Origin of the sequence: Lentilactobacillus parakefiri (assembly GCF_002157585.1) — a bacterium.
Lineage (GTDB): Bacteria > Bacillota > Bacilli > Lactobacillales > Lactobacillaceae > Lentilactobacillus > Lentilactobacillus parakefiri.
Genome location: NZ_BDGB01000077.1, coordinates 1 through 11,337 on the forward strand (window position 1 = coordinate 1; position 11,337 = coordinate 11,337).

Consider the following 11,337-nt stretch of genomic DNA (forward strand, 5'->3'; position numbering starts at 1 on the left):
AAAGATAATACGAAATTACTCAAAAAAAAGGGCTATTACAGAACTGATTGAGGCTAAAAAAATTGATAATAAAATTAAGCAAATAGATAGTTATGTAAGGGGAATAAAGTGTGAGTTTGAAAATAAATAAAGTATATAATGGGGATTCCATAAAACTTATCCAAGAAGTTCCTTCGTCAACAGTTGATTTAATTCTTTCAGATATCCCTTATGGTATTTCATATGATACTTGGGACGTTCTTCACAACAATACTAACTCTGCACTTGGTGGTCATTCTAAAGCGCAAAATAAGAATAGTGCTTTTAAACGACGTGGTAAGCCCCTAAACGGATGGAGTGAAGCTGATAAGAAAATTCCTTATGAATATCAGAAATGGTGTTCCACGTGGGCAGAATCATGGTTAGATTCTTTGAAGCCAGGGGCTAGTTGCTTTATATTTGCAGGAAGACGATATGCCCATAGGTGTATTGCAGCACTTGAAGATAGTGGCTTTACCTTTAAAGATATGTTGAGTTGGGATAAAGGAAATGCTATACATCGTGCCCAACACGTTTCATCAGTATTACGTCGAAGGCATGCTATAGCTGACGCAGAAAAATGGGAAAACTGGAGACTAGCTAATCTACGCCCAGAGTTTGAACCCATTTTATGGTTTCAGAAACCCTACAAAGTAGGGACAACCATAACGGATAATATACTAAAATATGGTATTGGTGCTTGGAATGAAAAGGCTCTTCAGAAGTACAACATAGGTGAGTATAGAAGTTCAGCAAACATGATCAAGGTAGAAACATTGCCGGATGACCATATATATCACGAAGCACAAAAGCCGTTAAATTTGATGAAGTTATTAATTGAATTAACAACCCAACCAGGTCAATTAATAGTTGATCCGTTTATGGGCAGTGGAACCACATGTGTTGCAGCTAAAGAACTTTCTAGGAATTATATTGGCATGGAACTAGAAACTAAGTATTATGAAATAGCACAGAAAAGATTAAAAAACACAAAAGTGAATGATGAACTTTTTCTATTTTGAATTTAGTACAAGCGCAAGGGTTTATAAGTCTCAAATACCCCCTCGAAAACGTTGAAAGAATAACCCCTAATATCTATAATGTAGATATTAGGGGTTATTTATTTTTATATACCAGAAATAGCTTCTTTTATTCGTTATTTTTTCGATACCTTTTGGAACGATTTTGACCAGGAAATAAACGATCATGCGATCCGACTCGAATGCCAATTAAGACTAGTTCATCTTTATCAATCGTATAAACCACCAGGACATCGTTAGTTTCGCTTGGTGTTTTGTTTTTCGGGGTATCTCGTAAGTGAAATTCATTATAACCGCTCATTCGCCGATTAAGCTCATGATCTTCAAATTCTGGTGGTAATTGTTGTTGCTCAAGCAACAGATCAATGGCTGCTCGAACTTCATCAATAATAGATTTGTCTAAACTGGCTAACCGTTTTAGATCAGCATTAAAGGTTGCACGTGGTTTAAATCTTAATTTTTTCATTATTTAAACTGACCCCAATAATCATCATTTGATTCAACAATTTCATCATCAGGTAAAACATGTCGTTTAATTAACTGATCACGCGCAATTGCATATTCTAACGAACCTTCTTTCGCTTTTAATGCTCTTTCTAGCCAGTCCATTTTTTCTTGTGAAACGATGGCCACTGCGCGACTATTTGAACGAGCAATATAAACTGTTTCGTCTTCGTCATTAACTTGATCTAAATATTTTTTTAGGTTAGCGCGAAAATCGCTCTGTGTTAGTGCTAATGTCATATTTACCACCCTTTCTTTGTACTCAATATTGTACTTTAACTTGTACTAAAAATCAATTTTTTAAGGAGCTAAAACTATGCAACAAGTTGTCTTACCCATCAAAGATTCAAATGTTCTCAAGGAGGTTCAAGATACCTTACTCAACAACTTTAAAGCTGGCCGGCGTAACTATACAGTTTTTCAAGTTGGCAAAGCGACACTGCTGCGAGTCAGTGATGTCATGCGCTTAAAACAGGCCGATATTTTTAATCCGGACGGTTCTATTAAACAAAATGCGTTTATTCACGATCGAAAAACGGGTAAACCTAATACCTTGTACCTTAAACCGGTTCAACCAGAGCTCTTATTGTACCGTCAATGGCTACTTGATCATAGACTAGCCTCTGAATGGCTCTTTCCTTCCATTCAACACCCCGAGCGCCATATCACGGAAAAACAGTTCTACAAAATTATGAGTAAGGTTGGCGATCTGTTAGGCATTAATTATCTAGGGACCCATACGATGCGCAAAACGGGTGCCTATCGCGTCTATACGCAATCTAATTATAATATTGGCCTAGTCATGCACCTATTGAATCATTCTAGTGAATCCATGACGTTAGCTTATTTAGGTTTAGATCAAGTCAGTCAAGAAACGATGCTCGATCAAATTGATTTTGGATAGAAAAACATATAAATCGTATATAAGCTCGGGAATAATAACCTAAAGTGCTGTTAAACACAGCTTCAGTTTTTATTGTATCCAGTTTCTCGAGACCTTAGCCTGTTTTTCCACATACTTTCCCGTTCAATAATTTTCTCTCTGCCTATTGAACCTAATGCATAAGCTTCTAATATTGAAAAATGAAAATTCTGTTTTATATAATTTTCATCAAATTTCTTTTTACTTTCTTCATTCAATTCTTCCAATCCTTTATTGCCACCGGTTAAACTATTGTAATAGCTTATCCATCGTCCCCATATGCCCTTTACTCCTGTTGCAGAGCCAACATATAATTTGCTGTTTTTTTCATCTGTAATCAGATAAACGCCTTCAATATTTTGAAGAACCTGCTTCCAATCATGCAAATATCCATGGTCAATTTCAGATAATTTATTATAGGTTAAATCCAGTTTCTTGTAACCAGGAAATTTTTCGCCTGTATAAAACGGACTTGGAAGAATTTCTTTAATTACTACTTTGGGGAATAAGTTATCTAATTTCCTATAAACACTTCTGGTCTCTAATTTTACTTTGACAACTAATCTACCGACGTATTTTTCATACTCTGACTGCCACTCAATATTGTACTTATCATTAGTTTTATCTCTGTCTATAATTTTAAATACGCCTCCAAAAAGAAACGTATCGGAATTATCAGGGTATTGAGCAAATGTGATGACAAAATCACTTGGAAATCTTTCACCCTTGCTATTATGCATATGGGTTTGCCATTGATCCCAATCATCATTGTCAGCTTCAAATAGCTGATTATGTAAAACCTGTAGTGGAAAGTATCTATTACCGGTTTCTTTATCAAAAACTGGTTTGGCAAAATGCAAACGATATTTCTGATACTCATCTGGATTCACTGGAATTAAATCATTTAATTGAATTTTATTGTTCATAATCATTACTCCCCTTCAGTATCATAAATGCTTTTCATCTTACTATTTTTCTTTTAGAGGCTGTGTTAGTAAAATTGAATGATGTGTTTAACCTTGTGTAATATCGTCGCACCTCCATTACCTTTAGGTGTTATTAGTTTAGTTGGCGATATTCTTTTAAACTTAAAGGTCGTGTAAACGTGCCCCAAACTTAAATAACCCTTAATGTAATAGTAGTGGCCATGTTTAACGGTTCGAATGATTTTGTAAGGATAAGCATCTTGCTGTGTCATTCCAGCCACAATTCGATGTCGACTGATGGTATAAAGAACTGCATGTCCTGAGGAAGGATACTCTTCCCAATTCCCGCGCAAGTAAGTTGGGGTTGTGCTTCTCCAAGTCTTAGCATGAGCAGAACTATTAGTCATGTAGATTCCAATAAGTGAAACTAATAGAATTAAGCTGAGTTGAATCTCTTTTTTTATCGTTTTTTCCTCACTTTATTCTTTATTTGGCTTAAAATATGCTTGTTCTTGTGTTTCATTTTCTAAGAAATTAAACGTATGATTTCAAATTATTGATAATGTTGCCTAGATATTTTTTTGTACCCCAGTTTTTTACACAGAAATGTATCAAAAAACATAGGTCTTGGGCAACTTACTAAAGGCCCCCATGATAATATTTAGTAGCTGTTTGCCCAGGAATCTTAACATATAAATAATGTGTTTGTCGTTTAACTATAATTGTATCCCGTCCACCCTTATACATACCATTTTTGTGGCCATGACCTGTTAATTCATATTTATAGTGTCCTAAGACCCGATACTTGACTCCCGTTACTTTTATCCCAGGCATTCCCATCCATCCGGAATAATAAGATGCTCTCTTTATCCTATATTGCCCCCATACTTGTCCCCTAGGATTATAGCTCCAAGTTCCTCTAATCAAACTGGGAGTCCCTTTGTGCCAACTCGAAGCCTTAGTAATGACGCTTGTGCTACTAAGCCCCAGTGTAAAACTGAACAAAATCACAATTAATTGAATCCATTTTTTCATAATGCGCCCTCCATCTTAAAAACAATAAATAGTCGAATAATATGAATAAGAAATAAAAACACCGTCACTTAACAATTAGATCATTAAGATCCGAAAATTTTTTTATGGTTGCAGGATTGGCAGTTCTATAATTTAATATTTTACCTACTAGTCCTGAAACGTTTTTCGCATCTCTTAATCCAAGATTCGTTATACGCCCTGTATTCAACTCTAACGTAACATTATCAGCTAAATAAAAGTCACCAACAACTTTCTTATGGACCAATACAATAACGAGTTTAACAGATTGTATTTTAACAGCATTAACTTTCCAATGGCCGTCTGCTAATTGTGCTAAACGATCAATTGGCAAATTGTCTCCCTCACTTAACTTAAGAATTAACAATTTATCGGCTCTATCCATAATTTGAATCATTCCATTCTTATTTAGTTTAATTAAGCTAATTAATTTGATTAGTTTAATTAAACTAAATATTAATACATCTTAAAGCTTTGTCAACCTTTATTTTGTTTAACACTTATAGCATATATGTTTAAAAAATAGCATATATGCTATAAGTGAGATATGGAAAAAACAGAATTTGAAACTTACAAACGTCCCAATGGTCATGATGAATTCGATGAATGGTTACGGAAACTGCCAATTAAAGATCGTGCTAAATTACTGCAAGTGATTACAGATACGCAGGATCAAGGTTTACTAGTCGCTCAACGCATGACTTGGGTTAAAAAAATAGAATCAGCTAAAAATTTATATGAATTAAGAAGTAAGGTATCCAGTAATATTCAACGGCATTATGCTTTCACGTTAAGGGACCAAAATATGTGATTACCCATGGATTTACCAAAAAGACACAAAAAACACCACCCGCTGAAATTAAACATGCGATTGAATTACGAACTGAATGGGAGGATAGTCAAAATGAAAATCAATGATATTTTAACCCGGGAATTAAAAGACCCTAAGTTTGCTGAAGCTTATCATGCTGACAAGGAAAAATCTGCCAGTGCCTTAGCGTTGTATCATACTCGTGAAGAAGCTGGCCTAACTCAGGCCGATTTAGCTGAAAGAGCAAACGTCCCTCAATCCACCATTGCTAGAATCGAACGTGGCGATAATGTAACGTTTGATAAACTAGCTGAAATTGCCCATGCTATGGGTAAAACAATTAAAATTGAATTTACTCAATAAGTTAGACCTTTAAAGGGGTATTTGGCAGCAGTTGATTTAATCAACTGCTGCTTTTTTGATCAAGCTAAATTAGCTTGCGCCGTTTGCACAAAACTCCGCCTGAAAGGCTCCTGCTGAAGGCATGCTCATGATGCAAAATCATTCGGCTGACAGCCCCCGTCTGGAAGACTTTTTTACTCAAATTCCGATAGCAATTTTGAGTAAAAAACGCGAAGCTTTGCCAAAAAGTGGCTAGCCAACCGGCTAACCATTTTGGCATTGCGCAGCGAACTTGGGGGTCAAGGGGGAGCGTTAGCTTTCCCCCTTGCAAGCACCGCAGCTGGCACAAACGTAGTCTTGTGGCTAGCATGCGGGTTGCTCGCCAATCCTCTGTTATTCGATTATCATTAGGAGGTCATCAGCCGTCGGCTGATCCGACTTTTGATATCTCGAATAACTTTGCCCACAGGGCAACGGAGGTGGGGCTTGTGAACGAACGACAAAATCTGGCTAGCACAAAAAAGACGACTCAGGTTCATCGTCAGGCTAGCAAACAAATCAACTTTCGGGTGAGTGAACCGGACTATTTAAAGCTGGCGCGATCGGCGCAAACTTTAAATATGTCCGTGCCGGCTTTTGTCAAAAAGAAGGCCCAGGGAGCGCGCTTAGTTGCTCCTAAGATTGCCGCCCAAGATGCCCAGAACATCACCCATCAATTAGCGAAAATTGGCGGTAATCTTAATCAATTGGCCCATCATGCTAATCAAGGTGGTCAAGTCGACCCCCAAGCATTAAGGGACTTACAAAATGAGGTGCAGCGCGTATGGCAACAACTCATATAAAACGCTCAACCAGCTCGTCCCGGTTAGTCAATTACGCTGAAAAACGAGCCGTCAAAAAAGATGGCCTCAATTTAGATATTCAGTACGCTAAAAGCGAATTTAAACAAGTTCGGGCCGTCTATGGCAATCCTGGTAAAACCCAAGCGTATGCCAGCCGGATTGCCTTTAGCCCGTTGGAATTTAATCCTAAAGATCCTCATGATCAGACAACGGTTTTAGCCGTTGCCAAAGAAGTTTATGCCAAAGCCTATCCTCATCAACAAGTGGCCCTTTATGAACATGCCGATACCGATTCGTTACATGTTCATGCCGTCATTGGTGCGATTAACCTGGAAACCGGGGAAAAAATGCATGGTAATTGGCATCAATATCGCGATCACTTAGTCCACATCACTGATCAAGTCTGCCAGGAACACGGCTTAATGGTCACGCAGCCCGATCCTAATCGCCATGAGAAACGCTCGATGGCTGAAATTAAGCTACGGGCTCAGCACCAGCCCACTTGGAAAGATCAAATCCGACAAGCAGTCGATCACACCATGCAGAATCCCCTTATTCGCGATTTTCAGGCTTTTCAGGACGATTTGAAGCAGCAGGCCATCAAAGTATGGGAGCGCGGAAAGAATCTCACCTATCAGCTTTTAGGCACCAATTACAAGTCTCGAGGAACCAAACTCGGGATTGATTATGAAAAGGAGATGATTTTTAATGAGTTGGCAAGCCGACAAACCCAATCAAGAACCAACCAGTCAGAACAAAGATTTAATGCAACAACTGACCCAGCTCAATCAGACTCTGACCGAACTCCGGAATTACCAGGGCACTCAGATTCAACTACAATCCACAGCCAAAACGTCCCTCGATCAACAACTTCATCAGATCGAACAGACCGCCCAACAAGTCAACCAACAGTTTCAGACGACCTTAAACAACTTAGACAGCAGCAACGCCAGCTCGCAGGCCCAATTAAAACAGACCTTACAAAGCGCCTACGCAACGTTTCAAAAGCAGACCAACCTGATCAGTCAGGAAAATCTAACCGCACTCAAACGGATTCAAACCGAGCAAGGCCAAAACAACCAGCGCCTCAGCCAACTCAGCGACCAAGTGAACCAGACCATTCAAGAGACGATGGCCCAAGTCGCTGATCAAATGGATCAGCAGTTACAAACCACTAAGAAACGGCTCTCGTGGTACGAAATTAAGAATTATCTGCTGGCTGTAATCCCAACAGGGATTCTGACAGGCCTTATTTTCTGGTTATTGACCAAGTATTTCGGTTAATTCAAGTTAAGTTTTCAGTGTTTCACGTCCTAATTTACTGACAGTTTTACTCCAGGGTTAAACCGAATTTAGGATTTTGAAACCAATTAGCGTATTTTTTTGCTTATTTTTGGCCGTTTTTATCGTTTCTCAGCCATTTTAAATCAGTTCTGGTGTATTTATATGTCAGTTAACTAGAACGGCTGAGAAACGATTTTAGAGCTAATCTGAAACAGCCCCTTGATTTTTGAATTCTTCGGGGTGTTGCGCTCGATATTTAGCCCCAGCTAGTTTATTCCAGTAAATACCGAACAGATTCGTCATGGTCCCGTACAAATAGTTTTCAACGTCTTTAACGTGTTTTTCATTACTTCTAAGCACGTTAAAGTATCTTCTCAACGTCTTAGTCATCAGTGGTTTAAGCGTGTCATCACCTAAATTGATTTTGACCCCTAAGTCTTGATGTTCTTTTTCGAGGTTGTTTTTAGCATTCAAAATAATGCGGATAAAGCGCCGCATCTGTTGTGGTGTTCGACACCAGAAACTGAGCAGTTGAATGGCTTCGGGTTCTAAGAAGACTTCCCAGCCACTTTCTGGATCGGTTAAGAACTCGTCAGCATGTTTTACTAAATCCCGGTTTTGGGTTTCAATTTCAGCTGGTGAAAAGTTGGCTGTGGAAAAGTCTAACTTTTGAGTATCTATCTTGTATCTATCTTTATCTCTTGCTTTAGGTTCTCTATCTAGATTAACTGCACTTTTTGCAGTTCCGCTTGTAGCAAGGGTTTGGGAGGCGCTGTCAACGGACTTATGCGGAACTGCACTTTTTGCAGTTCCGCTTGTAGCAAGGGTTTCAGCGGTCTCTCGCGGAACTGCACTTTTTGCAGTTCCGCTTGTAGCAAGGGATTGCGGCGCCTTTTTACCATATTCGCTTCGTAGATAGACATCGGTGGCTTTGACATCGAGTTTGGATAAATATAGACGATTCGGTTCATTCTTTTTCGTTTTAGGATTGAAACCCATTTGTTTTTGAAAGAGTAATCCAATTGACGCTAGTTCAGTTTTTACTTTGATAACTTTGTGTTCAGAACAATTGAATAAGTCCATCAATTCTTGATTAGTAAAAATAAAATAAATATGATTATCTTCATCGACCCAGTTGTTTCTTAATGAATATTCTAACCGGTCTTTGAGGATCATGTAGGCAAGTTTAGCGTCACTGCTGAGGTGCTTATATTTTTCCCCATACATTAAAACCTTGGGAAACTGAAAGAATAAGGTCCCATAAACGTTGTCAGCCTCGTAGTAATTGAAATCAGTTGCTTCTGTCATCATAAAAACTCCCTTTCTATACTCGACCCATGCTGGCTCAAAAGAGAGTTGCTAAAACATCTGACTTGTTTTAAAATACAAATCTGATATGCTCTAACTGAACTACAAAGCATTCATTGGTTGTGAGGGCTTTGTGATTCATCAGCATGGATTTCTTTTCTTGGTTGCCCAATCGGCAACTTTTTTAATTTCTAACAACAAAATAGGACTAAATAGCCGTTGGCTACTTAGTCCATCTTTAATTTCTTGTTTGTTATTATCTACTCTTGTCCCGATTTAAGGGTATGAGGTATAATGAATACAAGCACAGAAATCAAAGTTCAAACATTCATTCTGCCAGGTCTGAATGTTTGGACTAAGTAGCTGTTGTCTAGCTACTTGCTAAGAACATAAAATCTCGATCCCAATCGGATCGGGATTTTTTCTTGGCTTGATTTTTATTTACTTTTATTTTGTTGTCAGATTAGTTTCAGTTTAGCACACCGCTTTCAGTGCAACAATAACTATCTTTACAGATTCCAGTTGTACTTTGAATCGATTAACCTCAAAATAGAAAAAAGGACATTTTTAATTTAACTAGGTGGTGATTGACATTGGCAAAAACAATTAAACAACTTGCAGATGAATTAAAGGTCTCCAAACAGACTATTCAATATCACTACCAAAGACTACCAGCAAAGAACCAACAAAAGAATAGTCAAGGTACAAACCTTATTAGTACTACAGCAGAAAGGATTATAAGAAGCAAGGTAGCAAAACCTTTGCTAGCAAAGAAACAACAAAAAGGTAGCAAAGATCCAACAAAGACTAGCAAAGAAAATAATGATCTGCTTATTACTCTAAGACGAGAAGTAGAAGATTTAAAGTCTCAACGTGACAAACAGCTTGCTGCCAAAGACCAACAAATAAGTAGCAAAGACCGCCAAATAGATCATCTAACAAAATTGATAGATCAGCAGCAACAATTACAATTAGCAATAGTAGCAGAAAATCGCCAATTAAAAGAGCATGTTCAGAAATTGAGTGGCTTGCTTGAACCTTCTAGTACAACTCAACAGCAACAATCAAACGACAAGGACGATGCCTTGTCGAATAGTTCTAATACCAGTCACGGCAAAGGAAAAAACGACGAGAAAAATCATGTTGTTTATGAAAAACAAAAAAGAATGCATAAAAATAAACCCAACAAGAGTTTGTGGCATTTTTGGTAATAATTCTATGATCCCAATCAAAAATCAACATGGATCCATAACAACCAATATCAAGGACATGAAACGTTAGCTCGGAATCTCGAGAGTACAAAAACAAAGTCAGAACCCATTAACAGTGAAGTACAATCAATTATGATTAAATCTTAGGAGGATACTATGACACCATATGAAAAGTTACAAAAAAAGATTTTTGAAGCAAAAAATTTTAACACTTCTTCAGAAGAAATAGCAACATTTATTACAAATCTTAGTAAGGAAAATTATCTGAATATAGCTAGTGAGATTGAATCAATACCAGAGTCAGTTGTACACGATTCTACACCTGAGAAGATCTACGCTAAGGTTTCTGATATGATTCTGTCTAGAGCATTTAATGAACTTGGTTTAAAATCAAGTGTTCTGAATGAGCGAGGCAATGCGGCTGATGTTTATGCAGAGTCTAGGTGGCATAATTATTCTTTGGTTGGAGACGCAAAAATATATAGATTAAGTCGTACAGCTAAAAATCAAAAAGATTTTAAAGTTACAGGATTAGATACTTGGAGAAAGGATAGTGAATATGCAGTATTGTGCTCCCCCTATTTTTGTTATCCAAAGACAAAGAGTCAGATATACTCAGAATCCCTCACTAGAAACGTGTCGTTATTTTCTTGGGAATGGATGCTGTTTCTTATAAAAAACGATGTTATAGAATCACCTGCCTGTAGTTTGGCAGACATATGGAACTTTGCTGAAACATATCAAAAGAATGTACTTTTACCGGACATTCAAAAACGATACCTTGAAGGCGAAGGCAAATTTATCGAAAATTTTGTAGTCAATCAGAATGGTAAACTTAAGTTTACCATTGATGATATTTTTAAATATCAGGTTGGAACTGTAAGTACTCGAGCAGAAGTCGAAAAATCTTATTGGGCAGATCAGAAAAAGATAATACGAAATTACTAAAAAAAAAGGGCTATTACAGAACTGATTGAGGCTAAAAAAATTGATAATAAAATTAAGCAAATAGATAGTTATGTAAGGGGAATATAGTGTGAGTTTGAAAATAAATAAAGTATATAATGGGGATTCCA

At 37.5% G+C, this 11,337-nt stretch carries 15 protein-coding genes and 1 pseudogene; 9 read left to right on the top strand and 7 right to left on the bottom strand.

Features of this window, described 5'->3' with window-relative positions; all coding sequences use genetic code 11:
- The first annotated feature begins 110 nt into the window (after positions 1-110).
- Positions 111-1,040, top strand: coding sequence for a DNA-methyltransferase (locus LPKJCM_RS08380; RefSeq protein WP_225364163.1), 930 nt, complete (start codon positions 111-113; stop codon positions 1,038-1,040).
- A 127-nt stretch (positions 1,041-1,167) separates the two neighbouring features.
- On the opposite strand, the gene LPKJCM_RS08385 is transcribed toward LPKJCM_RS08380, so the two are convergent.
- Entirely contained in the window at positions 1,168-1,524 is a 357-nt protein-coding gene (locus LPKJCM_RS08385) for a type II toxin-antitoxin system YafQ family toxin (RefSeq protein WP_042494406.1), read from the bottom strand.
- Positions 1,524-1,802 carry a type II toxin-antitoxin system Phd/YefM family antitoxin gene (locus tag LPKJCM_RS08390; RefSeq protein WP_002834561.1) on the bottom strand — a complete coding sequence of 93 codons (279 nt, stop codon included), beginning with the start codon at positions 1,800-1,802 and terminating at the stop codon, positions 1,524-1,526. Before LPKJCM_RS08390 ends, LPKJCM_RS08385 begins: the two co-directional genes overlap by 1 nt.
- Positions 1,803-1,878: 76 nt before the next feature.
- Here LPKJCM_RS08390 and LPKJCM_RS08395 point away from each other — a divergent pair, with 76 nt between their 5' ends.
- Entirely contained in the window at positions 1,879-2,466 is a 588-nt protein-coding gene (locus LPKJCM_RS08395) for a site-specific integrase (RefSeq protein WP_087069602.1), read from the top strand.
- Between the two features lie 62 nt (positions 2,467-2,528).
- On the opposite strand, the gene LPKJCM_RS08400 is transcribed toward LPKJCM_RS08395, so the two are convergent.
- From LPKJCM_RS08400 to LPKJCM_RS08410, 4 genes are all read right to left on the bottom strand, one after another.
- Positions 2,529-3,410 (bottom strand): GIY-YIG nuclease family protein, encoded by an 882-nt coding sequence (locus LPKJCM_RS08400; RefSeq protein ID WP_057961422.1) that lies wholly within the window; start codon positions 3,408-3,410, stop codon positions 2,529-2,531.
- A 65-nt stretch (positions 3,411-3,475) separates the two neighbouring features.
- Positions 3,476-3,817, bottom strand: coding sequence for a hypothetical protein (locus tag LPKJCM_RS13040; RefSeq protein ID WP_133057561.1), 342 nt, complete (start codon positions 3,815-3,817; stop codon positions 3,476-3,478).
- Between the two features lie 232 nt (positions 3,818-4,049).
- Complete coding sequence (locus LPKJCM_RS08405) at positions 4,050-4,445, bottom strand: hypothetical protein (protein ID WP_057961421.1); 396 nt, start codon at positions 4,443-4,445, stop codon at positions 4,050-4,052.
- 64 nt (positions 4,446-4,509) lie between these two features.
- Entirely contained in the window at positions 4,510-4,797 is a 288-nt protein-coding gene (locus tag LPKJCM_RS08410; protein WP_133281398.1) for a hypothetical protein, read from the bottom strand.
- A gap of 213 nt (positions 4,798-5,010) precedes the next feature.
- Here LPKJCM_RS08410 and LPKJCM_RS08415 point away from each other — a divergent pair.
- From LPKJCM_RS08415 to LPKJCM_RS13210, 5 genes and pseudogenes are all read left to right on the top strand, one after another.
- Positions 5,011-5,381: pseudogene (locus tag LPKJCM_RS08415) on the top strand (type II toxin-antitoxin system RelE/ParE family toxin).
- Positions 5,368-5,637 (top strand): helix-turn-helix domain-containing protein, encoded by a 270-nt coding sequence (locus tag LPKJCM_RS08420; protein ID WP_001748276.1) that lies wholly within the window; start codon positions 5,368-5,370, stop codon positions 5,635-5,637. The pseudogene LPKJCM_RS08415 and the gene LPKJCM_RS08420 overlap by 14 nt, the downstream one beginning before the upstream one ends.
- Before the next feature lie 467 nt (positions 5,638-6,104).
- Entirely contained in the window at positions 6,105-6,458 is a 354-nt protein-coding gene (locus LPKJCM_RS13585) for a plasmid mobilization protein (RefSeq protein WP_165758587.1), read from the top strand.
- Positions 6,440-7,606: a relaxase/mobilization nuclease domain-containing protein gene (locus LPKJCM_RS08430; RefSeq protein WP_057961419.1), complete on the top strand. Its 1,167-nt coding sequence runs from the start codon at positions 6,440-6,442 to the stop codon at positions 7,604-7,606. The genes LPKJCM_RS13585 and LPKJCM_RS08430 overlap by 19 nt, the downstream gene beginning before the upstream one ends.
- Positions 7,590-7,742, top strand: coding sequence for a hypothetical protein (locus LPKJCM_RS13210; RefSeq protein WP_165758588.1), 153 nt, complete (start codon positions 7,590-7,592; stop codon positions 7,740-7,742). Before LPKJCM_RS08430 ends, LPKJCM_RS13210 begins: the two co-directional genes overlap by 17 nt.
- Positions 7,743-7,943: 201 nt before the next feature.
- On the opposite strand, the gene LPKJCM_RS08435 is transcribed toward LPKJCM_RS13210, so the two are convergent.
- Complete coding sequence (locus LPKJCM_RS08435) at positions 7,944-9,050, bottom strand: replication initiator protein A (protein ID WP_057961418.1); 1,107 nt, start codon at positions 9,048-9,050, stop codon at positions 7,944-7,946.
- A 593-nt stretch (positions 9,051-9,643) separates the two neighbouring features.
- Here LPKJCM_RS08435 and LPKJCM_RS08440 point away from each other — a divergent pair.
- Both LPKJCM_RS08440 and LPKJCM_RS08445 read left to right on the top strand, forming a co-directional pair.
- Positions 9,644-10,261 (top strand): DUF536 domain-containing protein, encoded by a 618-nt coding sequence (locus tag LPKJCM_RS08440; RefSeq protein ID WP_057961379.1) that lies wholly within the window; start codon positions 9,644-9,646, stop codon positions 10,259-10,261.
- A gap of 156 nt (positions 10,262-10,417) precedes the next feature.
- Positions 10,418-11,209: a HindIII family type II restriction endonuclease gene (locus tag LPKJCM_RS08445; protein WP_087069603.1), complete on the top strand. Its 792-nt coding sequence runs from the start codon at positions 10,418-10,420 to the stop codon at positions 11,207-11,209.
- Positions 11,210-11,337: the final 128 nt, after the last annotated feature.